Genomic DNA, 20,131 nt, shown 5'->3' on the forward strand with positions numbered 1-20,131 from the left:
GAGGGGCGAAAAATGGAGGAAATGAAAAAAACAGCTGAGTGGTTTCAGCTGTTTTTCTGTGTGAATGGTGCGCCCTGGAAGACTCGAACTCCCAACCTTCTGATCCGTAGTCAGACGCTCTATCCAATTGAGCTAAGGGCGCGTGACTGGTGCGGACGAAGGGACTTGAACCCCCACGGTATTGCTACCACAAGAACCTGAATCTTGCGCGTCTGCCAATTCCGCCACGTCCGCAAGTGAGTTTTCAATTGAGACAATCGATATTATATCGACTGTGGCATGAGTTTGTCAAGAAAATTTTTCGGACCGCTTCGCCATCATGGCGCGCCCTGGAAGACTCGAACTCCCAACCTTCTGATCCGTAGTCAGACGCTCTATCCAATTGAGCTAAGGGCGCATGCAGCGAAGGGTCCCTTTGACATTGAGAACACTTCCGGAACTGACCGGAAGTGCACGAAAAAATGGCGTGCCCTGGAAGATTCGAACTCCCAACCTTCTGATCCGTAGTCAGATGCTCTATCCAGTTGAGCTAAGGGCACAAGAATGGTGCGGACGAAGGGACTTGAACCCCCACGGTATTGCTACCACAAGAACCTGAATCTTGCGCGTCTGCCAATTCCGCCACGTCCGCAGGCAATGAATGATTGGAGGCGGCACCCGGATTCGAACCGGGGATAAAGGTTTTGCAGACCTCTGCCTTACCACTTGGCTATGCCGCCGTATTCATGAATGAATCCGCGGAACTCACCGCAGACTACACTCCGAGGAGGAGGATCTTCATGATTACGATCCAGTCAACCATCGAAGGAATGCAACTCCGTTATGGTGACTTGAAGCGCATCCTTTCAACCGAATCCTTCCAGCTGGGCGGCGGATATGAGTATGACCACGGATACATGGATCGACCGCTCGACCTGGAAAACGAACACGGTCACCACTATTATCTCCGCATTCCCGTCCGGACCATCAGCGGCGAGCTGGAATCCGAGGAAGCCGTCGTTGAGTTGGGAACTCCCTTCTTGATCCGGCATGAGTTCGTCACGGGAAATGATCCCACGGGAGATATCGGATTGGTGAGTGCAGTGGTCAATCAGTTCAGCAAACCCATCCCCGTTGACCAAGACCAAATCGACCCGCAATGGATCGACCGTGCACGAAGTGTGATCGCATCGGTTGAAAAGAAGCTGAAAAGTTGAAGAGAAATGGCAGGGGCGGTAGGAATCGAACCCACACTGGAGGTTTTGGAGACCTCTGTTCTGCCATTAAACTACGCCCCTACGTTCAAATGGTGCTGGTGAGAGGACTTGAACCCCCAACCTACTGATTACAAGTCAGTTGCTCTACCGATTGAGCTACACCAGCGCAAGGGTTGAAATGGTGGCTCGGGACGGAATCGAACCGCCGACACGAGGATTTTCAGTCCTCTGCTCTACCAACTGAGCTACCGAGCCACGTTTTTGATCCCCATCGGCATCACAGACAAAAAACTTCTGCATCCGACAGAAGTGAGAATGTGGCGGAGAGAGAGGGATTCGAACCCTCGAGACGAGGTTTAGCCCCGTCTACACGATTTCCAGTCGTGCTCCTTCGACCACTCGGACATCTCTCCGCGTTCCACCTTGCAGTTGGATCGTCAGTCTGTCTGCGATGTCTGGTGCTCAACTTCCTTTGATTTTTGCCGTGTTCAACTGACAAGTTTTATAATACACACCTTTCCCCTCCATGTCAACAGCCAAAATCAATGATTGTTTATTCTGAAATCTGTTCCATCCGCTCTTTTTTCAAGCTTATCATATGATATCATTTGCTTATTGGCTCCTTTTGTCCCGAAAAAAATTTTTCCGGTTCCCGGCGAACTCCAGCCACGTCAGTCATTGTCATGATTGCCTTTCCACCGGTTCGTCAAGCTCCGGGATGCCGGACGCGCGACCCGCAAACATCACGCGACTTTGTGCATTCGCTCTCCCCGTTTCCGTCCGGCCGATGAGAATCCGGACTGGCCGGATGTTCCGCGGACGCTCGACGATGTCACATCGCATCAAGACCCGTTCTTTTTCCCGTCTGTGTCGATCACCGCTCCGACGAAAACCCGTTTCGGAAACGAAGGGTTCCTCGGGGCTATTAATTGTCTGAATTGAATTTGTTTTATCTTTTTCGAGAACCTTCCATTCTTGGATCCGTATTTACTACATGAACAGATATTGGTTCTCGGAGGAACAGCATGAACAGACGGGAATTTTTGAAAAAGGCGTCCATCTTTACCATCGGAGCGGCCGGTTTCGCGTTGACCGGCCTGAACAAACTGCCGTTGATCCACGCCATTTCCCGAAAACTGCACCATACCAACACCGTCACTCCCGTTCCCCATTTCGATCCCAAAAAGGCCCGGCGCTGGCTGCTGACTTTGATTTTCGAAGGAGAAGTTCCGGAACGAATCCAGGTGTATCTGTTGTCCAAACAGGAAAAGATCCTGGGCACGAGCTCCCTGATGTTGTTGGCCGCTCAGCAAAAGATCCGGAAGATGGGAAACGGAAGATTTATGGTGAAACTGTCGGTATCGCCGGAGTCGGTGGAACCGGACTTCATCCATACCCGGGTCTGGACGTCCAATCTCGTTCGGCTTTTGGCTTCTTCCCTGGAACCGGACCCTGACGTACCGTCTCCCGAATATCTGCCGGACATCGCCGGATATCCCGCGCGGATCTCCTTGGCTCCCGGTGAGATGCTGGAATTGAAAGTGCATACCCATCAACCTGTGTATCATGTGGAATTCATCCGCCACGGAGCCGAAGAGAAGGTGATTCACACCGTCCGAAACCTTCCGGGAATGAAGCAAGCCGTTCCCCCGTATGCATACCGGAACGGGGCACGCTGGAAGACCACGCTTCGATTTCCGATTCCGAAAACCTGGTCGACGGGGCTGTACAGCTGCCGCCTGACCGACGGTACGGGCAAAGAGTTTTACGCTCCGTTCATCCTGAAATCCATCGACGAATCCATCCCCAGAGAGCGCAGATTGGCCGTTCTTTCGTCCACCAACACCTGGTGCGCCTACAACACCTGGGGAGGGGCATCCCTGTACGGATATCGGCTGAACGAAGAGATCCGCCCGAAACACGCGCAAATGGTCAGCTTGGACCGACCGGTCATCGAAGCCACTCCCATGGGCGAGCCCAACCATCTGACCAATGCGGAAAAATTGACGCTGGCCTGGTTGGAAACTCATAACATCCCTTACACGTTGATCTGTGATTCGGATCTGCATGAAGATCCTGGCATTCTTGATCAATTCGGAACTCTGTTGATCAACACGCACGGCGAATACTGGACTCCGGTGATGCGGAATGCCTTGCTCAAGTTCCTTGATCGCGGAGGAAACCTGATGACGCTCGCCGGCAATTCGATTTATTGGAAAACCATCATTCAGGATCACCATGTGGAGGTCTGCAAAATCTCGACTCACCACACCCTCACCGGAGAACCCGGCGGCCTGTGGAGAGACGTCGGCCAACCGGAATCATCGGTGTTGGGCGTGCAATACACCACGGCCGGCTACATGACGTTCCATCCTTATGAAGTGAAAGAGCCGGATCACTGGGTGTTTGCAGGAACGGATCTGAAAAAAGGAAGTTTGTTCGGAGAAAAAGGGCTCAATCGCTGGGGACCCGGAGCTTCGGGACTGGAAACGGACAAAATGACGTCTGTCACACCGAAAAACGCCGTCTTGTTGGCCAAGGGAACCAATCCGGACAACGGCGGCGCCGATATGATCTATTACGATCATCCGGGAGGAGGAGGGGTGTTTTCAACGGGATCCGTGGCCTACACCAGCAGTCTCACCGTCGACCCGATCGTGAGCCAAATCACCCGGAATGTCATCCGGCGGTTTACCGGACATTGATGACTCATCCGGATCAGTCCCAACCATGAAACCTTGGAACGAAGACTTTCGACATGGATCGTGCCGTTTGGGGGCGTGTGAACCGGCATATCCGGAGATGTTTCCGTTTCCAAACCGGGCGCAGAAGGCAAACGGCCATACGGCGTCCGGTTTTCTCTGTTTCAGATTTTTGGATTCTTTTCGCAGAAGGTTCCGCAAAAAAGAAGAGCAAAAAAAGAGCTTCCGAAATACGCCGGCTTTTCACGGAAGGCGCCGGTTTCTTCGGAAAGCTCCCCTGGACATGAAAAAACCTGCCTGGCAACGACCTGCTCTCCCAAGGGCCATCCCTCAGTACCATCGGCGCTGGAGGGCTTAACTTCCGTGTTCGGGATGGGAACGGGTGGAACCCCTCCGCTATGGTCACCAGACAGGTTTGATCAGGTTTTGTTGTCCTCCCTTCGGGAGGCCACACACCCTGAAAATGAGTATGGAGTGTAAAGCAAGCGTGATGTGGAAGAGAAGAAGTGAGGTGAAGCCCTCGACCGATTCGTATCCGTCAGCTGAACGCATTGCTGCGCTTACACCTCGGACCGATCTACCTCGTCATCTGCAAGGGGTCTTACTTCCACGAGGGAATGGGAAATCTCATCTTGAGGGGGGCTTCGCGCTTAGATGCTTTCAGCGCTTATCCCGTCCGCACATGGCTACCCAGCGGTGCTCCTGGCGGAACAACTGGTACACCAGAGGTGCGTCCATCCCGGTCCTCTCGTACTAGGGACAGCTCCTCTCAAATTTCCTGCGCCCGCGACAGATAGGGACCGAACTGTCTCACGACGTTCTGAACCCAGCTCACGTACCGCTTTAATGGGCGAACAGCCCAACCCTTGGGACCGACTACAGCCCCAGGATGCGATGAGCCGACATCGAGGTGCCAAACCTCCCCGTCGATGTGGACTCTTGGGGGAGATCAGCCTGTTATCCCCGGGGTAGCTTTTATCCGTTGAGCGATGGCCCTTCCACACGGAACCACCGGATCACTAAGTCCGACTTTCGTCCCTGCTCGACTTGTGGGTCTCGCAGTCAAGCTCCCTTCTGCCTTTGCACTCTGACGCGCGATTTCCGACCGCGCTGAGGGAACCTTTGAACGCCTCCGTTACCTTTTGGGAGGCGACCGCCCCAGTCAAACTGCCCGCCTGACACGGTCCTCCTGCCGGATGACGGCAGCGAGTTAGAACCCCGGCACAGCCAGAGTGGTATCCCACCGACGACTCCACCGAAGCTGGCGCTCCGGCTTCTCAGTCTCCCACCTATCCTGTACAAGCTGTACCCGAATTCAATATCAGGTTGCAGTAAAGCTCCACGGGGTCTTTCCGTCTAGTCGCGGGTAGCCTGCATCTTCACAGGCAGTACGATTTCACCGGGTCTCTCGCCGAGACAGCGCCCAGATCGTTACGCCTTTCGTGCGGGTCGGAACTTACCCGACAAGGAATTTCGCTACCTTAGGACCGTTATAGTTACGGCCGCCGTTTACTGGGGCTTCGGTTCAGAGCTTCGCCGAAGCTAACCCTTCCCCTTAACCTTCCAGCACCGGGCAGGCGTCAGCCCCTATACATCGCCTTGCGGCTTCGCAGAGACCTGTGTTTTTGCTAAACAGTCGCCTGGGCCTTTTCACTGCGGCCCCCTCGGGCTGTGAACCCTACCGGGGCACCCCTTCTCCCGAAGTTACGGGGTCAATTTGCCGAGTTCCTTAGCGAGAGTTTTCCCGAGCGCCTTAGGATTCTCTCCTCGCCTACCTGTGTCGGTTTGCGGTACGGGCACCTGCATCCTCCTAGAGGCTTTTCTTGGCAGTGTGGAATCAAGGACTTCGGTACTTGAAGTTTCCCTCGTCATCACGGCTCCGCCTGGATGGAGAACGGATTTGCCTGCTCTCCGGCCTAACCGCTTGAACGCGCACTTCCGATCGCGCGATCCCCTATCCTCCTGCGTCCCCCCATCGTACAAACGGCTGCAGGTGGTACAGGAATATCAACCTGTTGTCCATCGTCTACGCCTTTCGGCCTCGACTTAGGTCCCGACTGACCCTGGGCGGACGAACCTTCCCCAGGAACCCTTAGGCTTTCGGCGGAGGGGATTCTCACCCCTCTTTTCGTTACTCACACCGGCATTCTCACTTCCAGGCGCTCCACCGATCCTTCCGGACCGGCTTCGCCGCTGCCTGGAACGCTCCCCTACCATCGTGCCGAAGGCACGATCCGCGGCTTCGGTGGACCGTTTAGCCCCGTTACATTTTCGGCGCAGAGTCACTTGACCAGTGAGCTATTACGCACTCTTTGAATGGTGGCTGCTTCTAAGCCAACATCCTGGTTGTCTCGGCAACTCCACATCCTTTACCACTGAACGGTCACTTGGGGACCTTAGCCGGCGGTCTGGGCTGTTTCCCTTTTGACCACGGATCTTGGCACTCGCGGTCTGACTCCCGAAGACCAAAGTCTGCGGCATTCGGAGTTTGACTGAGTTCGGTAACCCGGGGAGGGCCCCTAGCCCAATCAGTGCTCTACCTCCGCGACTCCTCTTCGAGGCTAGCCCTAAAGCTATTTCGGGGAGAACCAGCTATCTCCGGGTTCGATTGGCATTTCACCCCTACCCACACCTCATCCTATGGTTTTTCAACACCAACAGGTTCGGACCTCCATTCCGTGTTACCGGAACTTCATCCTGGACATGGGTAGATCACCCGGTTTCGGGTCGACAGCCACGTACTCAAACGCCCTGTTCAGACTCGCTTTCGCTGCGGCTCCGGCTTCTCACCTTAACCTTGCACGTGACCGTCACTCGCCGGTTCATTCTACAAAAGGCACGCCGTCACTCCTCAAGGGAGCTCCGACTGATTGTAGGCACACGGTTTCAGGTTCTCTTTCACTCCCCTCCCGGGGTGCTTTTCACCTTTCCCTCACGGTACTGGTTCACTATCGGTCGCCAGGGAGTATTTAGCCTTGGGAGGTGGTCCTCCCTGCTTCCCACGGGGTTCCACGTGTCCCGCGGTACTCAGGATCGCCTCGGAAGGGTTTCGGATTTCGGCTACAGGGCTGTTACCTGCTGTGGCCGGCCTTTCCAGGACCAGTTCGCCTATCCCAAACCTTTGTGACTTCCATGTGAGACGTCCTACAACCCCGTTTGCCGAAGGCAAACGGTTTGGGCTGTTCCCGTTTCGCTCGCCGCTACTCAGGGAATCGCGGTTGCTTTCTCTTCCTCAGGGTACTAAGATGTTTCAGTTCCCCTGGTATGCCCCCAGCCACCCTATGGATTCAGGTGGTGGTACCGGCTCTTCCAGCCGGTGGGTTGCCCCATTCGGAAATCCCCGGATCAAAGCCTGCTTACGGCTCCCCGAGGCTTATCGGAGTTCGCCCCGTCCTTCATCGGCTCCTGGCGCCAAGGCATCCACCGTGCGCCCTTACCAGCTTCACCTTCAAGCTGCTCGGTTCTCTTCCGGTGTTATCGCGACTTGGCTTTACATTCCATATCCCATTTTCAAGGTGCGTGTGCGTTTCTTTCGCATCGCCGTTTTCGCGGCGACGAAAATTAATTTAGCACAGACCGGGAAAACACGCAAGGGGTTTTATAAAATTTTTTTTGCGGAACATCAATCCGGCCGGAAAAAGCCACAGTCTTCAAAAACGAACGCCGAAACGGCGGAAAAACCGGAAACGGATGATGAACGATCCGACCGATCAGGAAACTTTGTCCAATCGGGCAATTGCTTCATGAATGATCCCCCGGAAGACACCATAACAAGGAGGAAATGCGCCAAACATCCCGACAGGAGAACCCAAATGAAAAAAACTTCCCCGGTCCGTGACCCGGGCCGAGCGGATCCGGGGAGAGAAATCCGTGCCATCGAACGTTTCCGGAGCCCTTTCCATCACCTTTCGGTGCAAAGAAGCTCAATCCATTCTCCGTCCGGTCCCTGAAGAAACGCGAGGATCCATCCGTTTTCGAGCGCCCGCGGTCCTTCCCTCAGGACGGCTCCCGCACGGACCAGCCGCTTTGCATCCCCCTCCACGTCAGCGGTTGCAAACGCCAGATGGAAAGAATCGGAAGGAGGTCGATCCGCCGGGCTTACCAGCTCCAGTCTGACATCGTCCCGTTCCAAGAAAACGATTGTCTCCCCGCCGAGCGTCCATCTGCCCGCTTCCCTGAACCCCAGCGCTTCCCGGTAAAACCGCACGGAACGTTCCGGGTCACGAACCGCAATTCCCGCATGATGGAACATGGCCTTCTCCTCCTTCAGAGAATCAGATGCACATCACCGAATTCGTGCCAGAGATACTCCTCCCTGAGAGCTTCTTCATACATTCGCTTCAGGACGGAAGGCTCGGCAAAACCGGTCAGCAGGTCGAGGTGGGAAGCTTCCGGTTCGTGAAATCCGGTGATCAGTCCGTCCACCACCCTCGGAGGTCGGGAACGGCTGATGTGCAAACAGGTGATTCCTTTCCTCTCGGCCAGCATGCCGTCCGAACCTGCGGCACTTTCCAGCGCACGAACGACGGTGGTGCCCACCGCGATGACGCGACCTCCTTCATTCCGGGTGTGATGGATGCGTTCCGCCGCTTCCCGGGGAATGAAATAGGGTTCGCAATTTTGTCCGGGAGAAGGGGGCCCGGAAACGCCCGGCCAATCGCTGAGACCGGTGTGCAGGGTCACGAACGCGTACCCGATTCCTCGCCGCTTCAAGCCAAGCAACATCTCCCACGTAAACGGCCTTCCGGCCGAAGCGGGTTCGACAGAGCCCGGCACGGTGGAAAACACGTTCTGATAATCATGAAGCGGCCACGGTTTTCCGACATATTCATAGCGCACCGGTTCGCCCGCTTGGTGCAAGGCCGCAATGAGCTCCGGCCCCGACAGGGAAAAGCGGAGCTTCACAAGCGGAGGAGAAGCGGCTTTGTGCACCTCCGCCTCCAACTCCCGCAAGATGCGAATCCGGTCCCCCGGCCGGGGCTCCCCTCCGAGGATCAGCGCTTCCCAACGGCAGGAATCCAGCCGGTGTGCGAGGCGGATCTCCACTTTTTTGATCCGGTTCGGATGTCGAATCCATTCACCGGTCAATACGGCCGGAACCGTTCGGCTGTTGTTCAGGACAAGCAAATCTCCCGGTTTCAGAAAATCCCCCAACCGATCGAACCGGGTATGCACACAGTGACCGGTCACGCGGTCCGACACCATGAGCCGCACGCGATCGCGCCGGATCCCCCTCCGTTCGGGAGGGGCCGCGGCATTCAGATGAGCCGGCAATTCGAAGGAAATGGGAGCGCCCATCAACGATCCCTCCGATCCAACGAAAATTCCTGTGCCTTGAACCGCTGACCGTTGACATGCGCGGACCCGTCCGAAGCCAGCCAGAGAAACACGTCCGTCACGTCCTCCGGATCGGCCAGCTCATAATCACAGTCCGGCACGGCCAGAGCATGCATCTCCGTGTCCATTTCCCCGGGATCCACCATGTTGACCCGGACACCGGTGCCGTCCACTTCATCCGCCCAGGTCTGTGTCATTCCCTCCAGCGCGAACTTGGAGATCCCGTAGGCCCCCCAGCCTGCGTAACCCACATGCCCCGCTTCCGAGGTGACATTGATCACCGAACCGCTCTCCCTGGCCAGCATGCCGGCCATGACCCGTTTGGTGACGAGAAACGGATTCATCGTGTTGATCCGCAGCACCTCCAGGAAATCGTCTTCCGGATAATCGATCAGGTTGGGCGACGGGCTCGGTCCGAACACGCCGGCATTGTTGATCAGCACGTCGATGCTGCCGAACGCCTCTTCCGCCGCGGACACGAAACGCTCCGCATCGCGGGGATCGGACATATCTCCGGCCAAAGCGAACACTTCCGCACCGGCGGCCTCCAGCTCCCGTTTGACCTCAAGCAGCGCCTCCTCCCCCCGGGCCGTGATCGCCAGTTTGGCACCCCGGTCGGCAAACGCCTTGGCAAGAGCCTTCCCCAACCCCCTCGATGCGCCGGTGATCATCACCACTTTGCCCTTGACCATGAAAGATCCCTCCCGAATCTTTGAATCGTGATCGTCACTGTATCCTTACCCACTTACGATACTTAATAAACATATATGTATAAAAAGTATACAAAGAAACGGCACCCCCCCGTTTTTTTGTTTGATCCGCGCCCGTCCATTCCTGTTTACGGGCGAACGAGCCCTCATGTCGCCGAAGCGCGGTCGGGAGGATGTCGATCATGGCGGTTTGAACCGCATTTCGCGAACGTGTCCGGGCTTCGGCGGGCTTCTTCTCCCGACAGAACCGGAGAGCTTTCATTTCCGGAGGCCGTCTTGCTCCCATTGATCCGCAAGCACCGATTGAACCAGATGCACCGGAGACATTTCTCCGCCGGACAAAAAGGAAATCCACCGGTCAGTCGGAAGAAGGCGGCGGGTGATTTCCCGGATCCCCAAACCTTGACGGGCGAGTTCATGTACGTCCGCCGAAAACCCGGCCAGCCACTCCCTTTTTCTTTTCAAAGCGGCTTTTCCGTCTTTCACCACGCCGGCGTGACCGCAAAACACCGTATCAAACGGGAAATTCAGCACGACATCCAGGGACCGGATGATCGCCGGCACCGACTCGAAGCGGAACCCCGTGATCATCCTGTCCGACACGAACAAATCCCCGGCGAACAGCCAGCCCCGCTCCTCATCCAGATAACAGACGTGATCATCCGCATGGCCCGGAGTGGCGATGACGCGCAGCGTTCCGCCTCGGGGAGTGGCGAGCCGGTCTCCGGGAATCTCCGCCGTGGGAACCGGATCACGAATGTCCCCCCACACCAACCTCCGGTACAATGGCATGTCCAACGTCTGCAACAGCTCCCGGGTCCGCTCCGGAAAATACAAAGGGATGTCCCATGTCTTTGCAAAGTATGCCGCATTTCCCGTGTGATCCTCGTGATGATGGGTGACGGTCACGGACTCCGGAGGTGTGCGGGAGAGGAGATTCATCAGCTCCTTCCTCGCATGGACCGGTCCCGCATCGATCAGCAAGCCGTCCACCAGATAACAGAAAAAACGCATGTTCCGTCCCGGAAGACGAATCACCCCTCCGTACACCCGCACGCTTCCCCCGAAATTCCCGGGACGAACGCTCACTTTTCGAAACATGATGATGGATCCACCTCGCCCATCTCTTTTCCCTGAATATTCATTCATATTGTATCAGGAACAGAGGTTGATGGACATGAATTTCTCCACAAGCGGGCACACATCCGCGCCGCCCCACGAACCATCCCGGGCAACGCCAAAAAGGGATTCAAGCGCCTCTTTTCAGAAGCATGCCTGAATCCCTTTGGTCGTCATCGATGTTCCGACCGCTGCGTGGCTTTGAATCCGTTTCAGATCATTTCCCGGAGCAGTCTTCCGGGATCGGCCGTGTAGCTTGCCAGCGTTTTGGTAAAGCGGATGGCATCCGCCCCGTCGATCACGCTGTGGTCAAAGCTGAGCGAAACGTTCATGCGCCAGCCGACGGTCAGTTCTCCGTTCACCACCACCGGTTTCTGTTCGATCGGATGGATCGCCAGAATGGCCACTTCCGGCGGATTGATGATCGGGGTGGCCCATTTTCCGCCGAGCGAGCCGGCATTGCTGATGGTGAACGTGCTGCCCTTCAGGCGATCCGGTCCCAGCTTTCCTTCTCTCGCCAGCACGGTCAATTCGTTCAGCTCACAGGCAATCTGATCGATCGTCTTGCTCTCCGCCCGGTGGATGACCGGTACCAGCAGGCCCCGGGGGGTATCGGTGGCAATCCCGAGTGAAATGGACGGGAACGTGCGCACCACTTGTTTCTCTGCGTCATAATGCGCATTGAAGTGCGGATGATGCTTGATGGTGGCCGCCACCAGTTTGGCCAGGATCGCCATGTACGTCAGCTTCGGAGCCGACGGATCCTGTTTGCATTCCTGTACCCGCCGTTTTCGCCACTCGACCAGCCCTTCCACGGGGAGCTCGTCAAAGTGAGTGGCATGCGGCTTGCGGGTGACCGACCAGAGCAGGCGCTCCGCAATCACCTTGCGGATCGGGGAAAGCGGCGTTTCCGTCACTTCACCCGTTCCGATCACCGGAACCTCGGCGGTGATGGGCGGTGCGGAAGAAACGGTCGGCAAGGATATTTCCGCAGGGTCGCCTCCCTTCATCCGTTCGGCATGACGGCGGACATCCTCATCCGTCACCCGGCCTCCGCTGCCGGTTCCCTGCACCTGCCGGATGTCCACGCCCAATTCCCGTGCCAATCGCCGGGTCGACGGAGCGGCGAGCACTCTTTTGCGGCCGGATGCCTGAGCGGCCGGAGCCGCGGCTTCCGGTTCCGGACCGGTTTGCACGGCGGTTTGTTCAGGCGCTTGTTCCCGGGGCCGGGGCTGCTCCGCGACGGGTGCGGCGGTTGCGGCACCCTCTCCTTCAATGACAAACAAAATCTCCCCGACCGGAACGATGTCTCCTTCTTTCCACTTCATGCCGGCGATCCGCCCGGCGGCCGGAGTGGGCAACTCCACCACGGCCTTGTCCGTCTGCACCTCGATCACCGGTTGGTTTTCTTCCACTTGATCGCCCTCGGCGACGAGCCAACGAACCACTTCCGCCTCGTGAACACCCTCGCCGACATCGGGCAAACGAAATTCCACTGCCATGTTCCCGTCCTCCCTCCTCTAGAACGAAACCACCTGTTGAATCGCTTTGGACACACGTTTTGCGTCCGGACGGAACCAGTCTTCCAGCGCATACATCGGCACCGGAGCGTCATAGCCCGTCACGCGGGTGATCGGCGCCTCCAGATACAGGAACGCGTGTTCATTGATCAGCGCGGTCAGCTCACCGGCCAGACCTGCCGTTTTCGGCGCTTCGTGAACGATGACCACCCTCCCCGTTTTCTTCACCGATTCGATGATGGCTTCTTCGTCGAGCGGATACAGGGAACGCAGATCCAGGACATCGCAGCTGACTCCTTTGGCCGCCCATTCGTTGGCCGCCGCTTCCGCCACCGGAACCATCGTGCCCCACGCGATCAGGGTCACGTCTTCCCCGTCGCGGACTTTGCGTGCCTTTCCGATCGGCACTTCGTACCAACCGTCGGGCACCTCCTGTTTGACGGACCGATAAAGCTTCATGGGTTCGAGGAAAATGACCGGATCCGGATCCTTGATGGCCGCCAACAAGAGGCCTTTTGCATCATACGGCGTGGACGGCGTCACCACTTTCAGACCGGGAATGTGAACAAACAGGCTCTCGGTCGAATCGCAATGAAGTTCGGGAGCCCGAATGCCGCCTCCGTACGGGGCGCGAATCGTGAGGGTGGCCGGAAAAGCTCCCTGTGTCCGCGTCCGGAGACGGGCCGCATGGGTCACGATTTGTTCGAATGCGGGATAGATGAAGCCCATGAACTGGATTTCCGGCACCGGCTTCAGTCCGTTGACCGCCATGCCGATCGAAGTGCCGATGATGCCGGCTTCCGCCAGCGGTGTATCGATCACCCGTTCATCCCCGAATTCCTGCCACAATCCTTCCGTCGCCCGGAACACGCCGCCGTTTTTGCCGACATCCTCTCCCAGTACAACCACGGTCGGATCAGTGGCCAGAGCGGTCCGGAGGGCGTCGGAGATTGCTTGCACCATCGTCAACTTCTTCATTTGCCGCTTCCCCCCATCTCTTCCAGCTCCTTGATTTGCCGCAGTTCATTGGCGCCCGGCTCGGCGTACACATGGGCGAACAAATGCGGCGGCGGTGCGGGAACGGAGGCCTCGGCTTCCCGGATGCCCCGGTCGACGCGCTCTTTGCATTCTTCTTCCCATTCTGCCATTTCCTCATCCGTGAGGAGCCCTTCCGCTTTCATCAGCTTCACGTAACGCTCCAGCGGATCACGGCGCTCCACCCATTCCGTGACTTCTTGTTCCGGACGGTAGCGGGTGGCATCATCCGCCGTGGTGTGGTTCCCTTTCCGGTACGTGACGGCTTCGATCAGCGTCGGACCTTGTCCTGCGCGCGCACGCTCCACCGCCTGCGTCATCACGTCATACACGGCGAGCACGTCATTCCCGTCCACCCGGATTCCGGGGAAATTGTACGCGGCGGCTTTTTGCGCCACGGTTTCGGAAGCGGACTGGCGCGAAAACGGCACGCTGATCGCATATCCGTTGTTCTGGCAGAACAAAATGGCCGGCACCTTGAACACCCCGGCAAAGTTGCAGGCTTCATGAAAATCGCCTTCCGAGGTGGCGCCGTCACCGAAATAAGCCACGGCAACGGAACGTTCCTTCTTCAGTTTGGACGCCCACGCAGCCCCCACGGCATGCGGAATTTGCGTGGCGATCGGCACCGAAGGCGGCAACAACCGGACTCCTTCCGGAGGTTTGCAGCCTTCCACCCGTCCCATCCAGTACAGGAAAATCTGCGGAAGCGGCATGCCGGCGATCATCGCGACGCCGTGCTCCCGGTAAGACGGGAAAATCCAGTCTTCCTTGCCGAGAGCGAGCGCGCTCCCCACCTGGGCCGCTTCCTGCCCTTCCAGCGGTGCGTACGTCCCGATGCGTCCCTGCCGCTGGAGAATGACGGAACGGCGATCAAACATCCGGATGTAGCTCATCCAGCGATAGAAATCTTTTTTTCTTTCCACGGAGAGACTGTCCCAGAATTTCCGTCCTTGTTCCGTCAGTTCACCTTCCGGAGACAAGTGGCGGACCCAAGCGGTCTCTCTTTCCAATTGCTCCAACTTCACTTCCGGTTACCTCCCATTCCACCCCAACATGATGCGGCGAATGTCCGCCACTTTTTCCAAGCGTTCCAACACCAGGCGGTCGGCCGCACGATGGGTTCCGATGTTTTCCTGTCTGGAACGCTCGTAGATTTGCAGCAACATCTCGTAGATGGCCCGGGTCTTGGCCAGCACCCGTTCCTCGTTGTAGCCTTCCAGTTCGTCGGCCACCTGAATGAGGCCACCGGCATTCACCAGATAGTCCGGTGCATACAAAATGCCCCGTTCATGCAGCTCGTCACCGTGACGGTCTTCCTGCAGCTGGTTGTTGGCGGACCCGACAATGGCCTGGCACCGCAATTCATCGATGGACGTGTCATTGACCACGCCGCCGCGGGCACACGGAGAGAAGATGTCCACTTCCACCCGGTGAATGTCGGTCACCGTGGACAGCTCCACCCGATCGCCGTATTTCTCTTTCAGCTGGTGAACTCTCTCTTCATTGATGTCGGCGATGACGGCCCGGGCTCCTTCTTCCATCAGGAGATCCAACAGGCGCCCGCCCACTTTGCCCACTCCCTGGATGGACACCACACGCCCTTCCAGGCTTTCGGTGCCCCACAGGAACTTGGCGGTTGCCCGCATGCCCTGCAACACGCCGAGTGCGGTCGGAATCGAGGTGTCACCGCTTCCGCCGTGTTCCTTCGGCAATCCGACGAAATGGTTGGACTCCCGCTTGGCGTGCACGAAGTCTTCCGGCATCGTTCCCATGTCCGTCCCGGTGAAAAACCGGCCGCCGAGACCTCCCACGAACCGGCCGATGGCCCGGAACATCTCCGGTGATTTGTCACTGACGGGATCTCCGATGATCACCATTTTTCCTCCGCCGAAATCGACATCGGCCACGCCGCATTTGAACGTCATGCCCCGCGAAAGCCGAAGCACGTCTTCCAGCGCTTCATCCGTCGATTCGTACGGAATCATCCGGCATCCGCCGAGCGCCGGTCCCATGGTGGTGTCATGGATGCCGATGATGGCTTTCAGTCCGGTTCCCTCATGGCGGCAAAAGACCACCTGTTCATGTCCGTACTTCTCCATCAAGGCGAAAATGTCACGCATCACCGGCATTTCCCGCTCTTTTTCATCCATCCGGCGTTGTTCTTTCACGCTTTCCATGAGCATCATCCCCATTACATAGTCAACTTGAATCCTTTCCGGTCCAGCCGGAAACATTCCCCCTGCACAGGGAAGGCGGGGAAACGGCTCCGGACGCGTCCCCCGCCACAGACGTCGACGATGCGAAATGCTTGATGCATTCTATGACCGGGAACTTTCGCGCGTCATCTGCCCCGATAAACCGGTTTCCGTTTTTCCGTGAACGCACGGACGCCTTCCAGATAATCTTCCGTACGGCCCGCCTGTTCCTGGAACTCGGCTTCCATCTCCAGGATTTCTTCCAGGGACGCTTCGGCTCCCCGGTACATGGCTTTCTTGATCAAGCCAAGGGCCACGGTGGGGCCTTCCGCCAGCTTTTTGGCGAATTCCAGTGTTTCATCCATCAGTTGTTCCCCGGGAATCACCCGATTGGCCAAACCGATGGAGACGGCTTCTTCCGCACCGACGTCCCGACCGGTCATGGCAATCTCGAGTGCCCGCCCGAGGCCGACCAATTTCGGGAGGAAATAACTGGATCCGCTGTCCGGCACCAGACCGATCCGCACGAAAGCTTGAATGAACCGCGTTTCCGGAACGATGAACCGGAAGTCGCAGGCAAACGCCATGCTGGCTCCGGCCCCTGCGGCCACTCCGTTCACCGCGGCGATCACCGGTTTTTCCATTCCGGCGATTTCACGAATGATCGGGTTGTAACGATTCCGGACGCTTTCCCCGAGCGAAAAGGTTTCCCCTTTTTCGCGCACGGTGCTCCGGTCATTGAGGTCCTGTCCGGAGCAAAACGCCTTTCCTTCTCCCGTCAGGACCACGGCCCTGATTTCCGGATCCTGTCGCACTTGTCGCAACGTTTGGAGCAGTTCATGGCCCATTTGATCATTGACGGCATTGTACACGCGCGGGCGATTCAGCCGGATGATGCCGACACCGTCCACGCGTTCCAGAATCACGGTCTTTTCGCTCATTCGCTTCCCCTCCAGTACCGGGATCCCGTACGGGTTATTTTCCCTTGAATTCCGGTTTTCTCTTCTCAACGAACGCTTTCATGCCCTCGCGTTGATCTTCCGACGAGAACAGCATGAAAAAGGCATTTTGTTCGAAATGGAGACCGTGCTCGAGCGTCAAATCCAGCGCCTTCAGAACGGCCTGCTTGCCCAGTCGGACGGCGATCGGCGGTTTGGAGGCGATTTCCCCGGCGAGCGCCATGGTTTCTTCCTCCAGCTTGTCCTGCGGTACCACCCGGTTGACAAGCCCCAACTCGAAAGCTTCCTGAGCCGACATCATCCGGCCGGTCAGGATCAGTTCCATGGCTTTCATCTTTCCGACGGCTTTGGTGAGACGCTGGGTTCCTCCCGCTCCGGGGATCACGCCGAGATTGATTTCCGGTTGGCCGAAACGCGCCGTTTCCGAAGCGACGATCATGTCACAGCACATGGCCAGCTCATTGCCTCCGCCAAGAGCATACCCCGAAACCGAGGCAATGATCGGTTTGGCAATGCGGCGAATGCGCTCCCAATCCGCGAAGAATTGCTTGACGACAAACTGTACCGGCGTCGTTTCCGCCATTTCCTGAATGTCCGCACCGGCGGCGAAAGCCTTTTCATTCCCGGTCAGAACAATCACGCGAATCTCGTCATCCCTGTCCATCTCCTCCATCACGTCGGCCAGTTCACGGACAAGGGTGGTATTCAGCGCATTGAGAACACGCGGCCGGTTCAGCCGGATCAGGCCCACCGCTTCGCGTCTCTCCACCAGCAGCAGCGGTTCACTCATTCCAACATCTCCTCCCCGGGAGAAAGCGTTTACATACCATACTTTAAAAAAAAATGAATTTATTCAGATGAACTGCCTTCATTTTACCAAACAAGCGGTTGTTTGTCAGTTCTTTGCTTGAAAGCATCAAAGTGCGAAAGGGACAAAACAAAAAAAGGATCCAGTCCCTCCCCTTTTTTCCGAACAAGGAAAGCGACTGAATCCCTGCCGATTCAACGATCCGAATACGGTTCCTGCCCTCTGCTCAGAACCACTCTCGCGGTGTCTTCCACACAGGTTTCGCAGATGATCTTGTTTTTGAAGGAATAGAGTTGGCGATCTTGACCGGCTTCGCAAATCACGCACCGGGGCAGGTATTTCTGCAGAATGATGGAATCGTTGTCCACGAGAATTTCCACGCCGTCGTGCGGATGAATCCGAAGTGCGTCCCTGAGTTCCTTGGGCAGGACAATCCGTCCCAAATGGTCCACTTTCCTGACAATGCCGATGCCCTTCATCCCACGACTCCTCTCTTTGACTGCTCGGGAGAGGTTTTTTTGCGGGCGGCGAACCGACCATGATCAGGACGGGATTCGGGTGCCCCTACTTTTCGGCGGGCGACGAAGATCCGGAACTTTCCGTGGCGGGTGCATTCGGTTGAGGTTCACCGGATTGGGTTCCCGGCTGTTCCACCGCCGGCTTTGGACCGGGATCCCCGTTCGGTACGCCCGCGGGAGGATGCGGTTGCTCGTTCGTCGGCGGACCGCTTGTACCGGAAGATTCTCCCGAAGCCGGCGTTGTCGCCGGTTCTGTTCCCGAACGACCTCCTCCGGTCACCCCGGGATCGGACCCCTCCGTCGTGACCGGCTTCGGTTCCGGCATCGTCTGGATCATCTCATCCCATTCCGTCTCTGTCGGAGGCTGCTCCAGCAGTTTGGACACCGGCTGGATGGATTCGGCCAATTCGTTGATGGAGGCTTCCTCCAGCTTGTCGGGAGTCAGATCGTTGCCTTCCCTGTTCGCCACCAAAAGAGCGGCGTATTTCGCGGGGGAAAGACCGGTCTGTTCCACGTTTTTCCGAACCTTCTCCGGGATGGTCAACACCTTCAGTTCGACTTGCTCGGCTTGTTTCTTTTTGAGATCGTGGGAAACTTCTTCCTTGATTTCCTTAAGCGTCTTCTCCGCCTTGGGATCGGAGAAACCGGAAAGAACGATCCGGTCACGCTGTTGAACCATCCCTTTGTCGCGGGCCGCATCGATCATGTCCGCCACAAATTCACCGGCGTCTTCTCCTTGCCATTTCGCGCTTTCAATCAAATCATTCGCCGATTTGTTGAGAGGCTTCACATCCACCACGTGACGTTTCCCGTCAATCCCGATGGCCAAACTGGGATTCATGTCAAGGTATATATATGTTTCGGCCTCGGCCGGACTGGCGTCAAACAAGGGATAAACAAAAAAGATCCCCAGAACGGCGGCCGCAGCAGCGGAAAGTGATGCCAGCCAGGAACGGCCCGCGAACCTTTTCCGCTCCTCATGGAAAAACACTTCTTCTCCCGCCTCCGCCTGGAGATTCGTTCGTCGTACTTTCACAAAGTCACCGTCCGGTGTCAACACGATCCAGTGCTTTTTCTGCACTTCCAAAATCAATCCGCGTTTCATCATTTTTCCCTCCTCTCTGTCCGTGAAATCAGGGAACCGCGGTCACAAACCGATGTAACCGCGGATCATGGTCAAATCTTCAATCACCACAATGGTGAGCGCAATCAGATAGGAGCGATGGCGACTCAAGGTTCTCCGATGCATTCCGAGTGCTTCCGCCACTTCCTTGTCCGGCTTTTTCTGAGTGTAAAACCTGCTCAGAAGCGTCCGATCGGAAACCAGAAAGCGCGCCGCATTCAGCAGGTTCTCCCGCGTGTCCCGGTGCTTCGGTTTTTTCTTCACCAATTCTTCCAAAGAGATCCCGTACTGTGCCAACCTCTCCACAAAAACCTGGATTTCATGCCGGCACATGGCGGTTTCTTCCTGTTTCCGATGTGTTTCAAAAGACATTTCCACGATTTCGGGACGGGTCATGTCTTCATTTTCCGAATGAGGGGAATGCCATGGAACCAGCCGGTGGTGTTTCTGTTCCTGACGGAAATAGTCCACCAGTCTTCCCCTGAGCACCTTTTCCGCAAAGGACCGAAAGGATACCCCGTGATCCTTGCTGAAACGGTCAATGGCTTCGTTCATTCCCCGGTATGCGACGGCATATTCATCATCCTGCGGTGAGATCACCCTCTTGCAGACTTTGGAAGCAATCCGTCTGACCTCAGGTTCCAAATCGCGCAACAGCGCGTCTCTCTCTTCAGGAGAGCCGGATTTCTGCACCGCGAGCACTCGTGCTTCCCATCCCGAAACGGTTCGCCGGAAAAACATGCAATACCGACACCTCTCCCTATGTATGTATTCGCACCTTTCCTCCGTTTTTTGTCCCATCTCGAACAAAGACCATTTTATCACGTTTGGAAGCGAATGCACCGGTGAAATGCGTACTTCTTCCAAAAAAATTTCTTTTTCTGAACACAATCCGACCGGTATGGA

Annotated in this window: 15 protein-coding genes, 10 tRNA genes and 2 rRNA genes; 2 read left to right on the forward strand and 25 right to left on the reverse strand. The window is 56.8% G+C overall.

Going from position 1 to position 20,131, the window contains the following annotated elements; translation table 11 throughout:
• Positions 1-65 precede the first annotated feature (65 nt).
• From EG886_RS10545 to EG886_RS10570, 6 genes are all read right to left on the reverse strand, one after another.
• Positions 66-142: transfer RNA gene (locus EG886_RS10545), tRNA-Arg, on the reverse strand.
• Between the two features lie 5 nt (positions 143-147).
• A tRNA-Leu gene (locus EG886_RS10550) sits at positions 148-234 on the reverse strand.
• An 86-nt stretch (positions 235-320) separates the two neighbouring features.
• Positions 321-397, reverse strand: a tRNA-Arg gene (locus tag EG886_RS10555).
• 65 nt (positions 398-462) lie between these two features.
• Positions 463-539, reverse strand: a tRNA-Arg gene (locus EG886_RS10560).
• A gap of 5 nt (positions 540-544) precedes the next feature.
• A tRNA-Leu gene (locus EG886_RS10565) sits at positions 545-631 on the reverse strand.
• A gap of 14 nt (positions 632-645) precedes the next feature.
• Positions 646-719 (reverse strand) — tRNA-Cys (locus EG886_RS10570).
• Between the two features lie 60 nt (positions 720-779).
• Between EG886_RS10570 and EG886_RS10575 the strand changes: the two genes are divergently transcribed.
• The gene (locus EG886_RS10575; RefSeq protein WP_164491794.1) at positions 780-1,196 is read left to right on the forward strand and encodes a YugN family protein; all 417 of its coding nucleotides are present in this window, start codon (positions 780-782) and stop codon (positions 1,194-1,196) included.
• Between the two features lie 7 nt (positions 1,197-1,203).
• On the opposite strand, the gene EG886_RS10580 is transcribed toward EG886_RS10575, so the two are convergent.
• From EG886_RS10580 to EG886_RS10595, 4 genes are all read right to left on the reverse strand, one after another.
• Positions 1,204-1,277 (reverse strand) — tRNA-Trp (locus EG886_RS10580).
• A 9-nt stretch (positions 1,278-1,286) separates the two neighbouring features.
• A tRNA-Thr gene (locus EG886_RS10585) sits at positions 1,287-1,362 on the reverse strand.
• Between the two features lie 13 nt (positions 1,363-1,375).
• Positions 1,376-1,451 (reverse strand) — tRNA-Phe (locus tag EG886_RS10590).
• A 63-nt stretch (positions 1,452-1,514) separates the two neighbouring features.
• Positions 1,515-1,609: transfer RNA gene (locus tag EG886_RS10595), tRNA-Ser, on the reverse strand.
• A 612-nt stretch (positions 1,610-2,221) separates the two neighbouring features.
• On the opposite strand from EG886_RS10595, the gene EG886_RS10600 reads away from it, so the two are divergent.
• Complete coding sequence (locus tag EG886_RS10600; protein WP_124728107.1) at positions 2,222-3,901, forward strand: N,N-dimethylformamidase beta subunit family domain-containing protein; 1,680 nt, start codon at positions 2,222-2,224, stop codon at positions 3,899-3,901.
• A 292-nt stretch (positions 3,902-4,193) separates the two neighbouring features.
• Here the strand turns inward: EG886_RS10600 and rrf are convergent.
• The 15 genes from rrf to EG886_RS10675 form a co-directional block, all read right to left on the reverse strand.
• A 5S ribosomal RNA gene (rrf, locus tag EG886_RS10605) occupies positions 4,194-4,308 on the reverse strand.
• 98 nt (positions 4,309-4,406) lie between these two features.
• Positions 4,407-7,345: ribosomal RNA gene (locus EG886_RS10610) — 23S ribosomal RNA — on the reverse strand.
• Positions 7,346-7,799: 454 nt separating this feature from the next.
• Complete coding sequence (locus EG886_RS10615; RefSeq protein WP_124728108.1) at positions 7,800-8,150, reverse strand: VOC family protein; 351 nt, start codon at positions 8,148-8,150, stop codon at positions 7,800-7,802.
• Between the two features lie 14 nt (positions 8,151-8,164).
• Complete coding sequence (locus tag EG886_RS10620; RefSeq protein WP_124728109.1) at positions 8,165-9,196, reverse strand: S-adenosylmethionine:tRNA ribosyltransferase-isomerase; 1,032 nt, start codon at positions 9,194-9,196, stop codon at positions 8,165-8,167.
• The gene (locus EG886_RS10625) at positions 9,196-9,927 is read right to left on the reverse strand and encodes an SDR family NAD(P)-dependent oxidoreductase (RefSeq protein WP_124728110.1); all 732 of its coding nucleotides are present in this window, start codon (positions 9,925-9,927) and stop codon (positions 9,196-9,198) included. The genes EG886_RS10620 and EG886_RS10625 overlap by 1 nt, the downstream gene beginning before the upstream one ends.
• 276 nt (positions 9,928-10,203) lie before the next feature.
• On the reverse strand, positions 10,204-11,046 hold the full coding sequence (locus EG886_RS10630) for an MBL fold metallo-hydrolase (RefSeq protein WP_164491795.1): 843 nt from the start codon (positions 11,044-11,046) through the stop codon (positions 10,204-10,206).
• A gap of 230 nt (positions 11,047-11,276) precedes the next feature.
• Entirely contained in the window at positions 11,277-12,566 is a 1,290-nt protein-coding gene (locus EG886_RS10635; protein ID WP_124728112.1) for a dihydrolipoamide acetyltransferase family protein, read from the reverse strand.
• 18 nt (positions 12,567-12,584) lie between these two features.
• Positions 12,585-13,562: an alpha-ketoacid dehydrogenase subunit beta gene (locus EG886_RS10640; protein WP_124728113.1), complete on the reverse strand. Its 978-nt coding sequence runs from the start codon at positions 13,560-13,562 to the stop codon at positions 12,585-12,587.
• Positions 13,559-14,647, reverse strand: coding sequence for a pyruvate dehydrogenase (acetyl-transferring) E1 component subunit alpha (pdhA, locus tag EG886_RS10645; protein ID WP_124728114.1), 1,089 nt, complete (start codon positions 14,645-14,647; stop codon positions 13,559-13,561). The genes EG886_RS10640 and pdhA overlap by 4 nt, the downstream gene beginning before the upstream one ends.
• 6 nt (positions 14,648-14,653) lie before the next feature.
• Positions 14,654-15,751, reverse strand: a complete 1,098-nt coding sequence (locus EG886_RS10650) for a Leu/Phe/Val dehydrogenase (protein ID WP_124728761.1) — start codon at positions 15,749-15,751, stop codon at positions 14,654-14,656.
• Between the two features lie 212 nt (positions 15,752-15,963).
• Positions 15,964-16,758 (reverse strand): enoyl-CoA hydratase-related protein, encoded by a 795-nt coding sequence (locus EG886_RS10655; RefSeq protein ID WP_124728115.1) that lies wholly within the window; start codon positions 16,756-16,758, stop codon positions 15,964-15,966.
• A gap of 34 nt (positions 16,759-16,792) precedes the next feature.
• A complete protein-coding gene (locus tag EG886_RS10660; RefSeq protein WP_124728116.1) occupies positions 16,793-17,566 on the reverse strand; it encodes an enoyl-CoA hydratase-related protein in 774 nt (257 codons plus the stop codon).
• A gap of 212 nt (positions 17,567-17,778) precedes the next feature.
• Positions 17,779-18,063, reverse strand: a complete 285-nt coding sequence (locus EG886_RS10665; protein WP_124728117.1) for an AbrB/MazE/SpoVT family DNA-binding domain-containing protein — start codon at positions 18,061-18,063, stop codon at positions 17,779-17,781.
• Positions 18,064-18,148: 85 nt separating this feature from the next.
• Positions 18,149-19,207: an anti-sigma factor domain-containing protein gene (locus EG886_RS10670; protein ID WP_164491796.1), complete on the reverse strand. Its 1,059-nt coding sequence runs from the start codon at positions 19,205-19,207 to the stop codon at positions 18,149-18,151.
• A gap of 42 nt (positions 19,208-19,249) precedes the next feature.
• Positions 19,250-19,966 carry a sigma-70 family RNA polymerase sigma factor gene (locus EG886_RS10675; RefSeq protein WP_164491797.1) on the reverse strand — a complete coding sequence of 239 codons (717 nt, stop codon included), beginning with the start codon at positions 19,964-19,966 and terminating at the stop codon, positions 19,250-19,252.
• Positions 19,967-20,131: the final 165 nt, after the last annotated feature.

The organism is Staphylospora marina, assembly GCF_003856495.1.
Lineage (GTDB): Bacteria > Bacillota > Bacilli > Thermoactinomycetales > Thermoactinomycetaceae > Staphylospora > Staphylospora marina.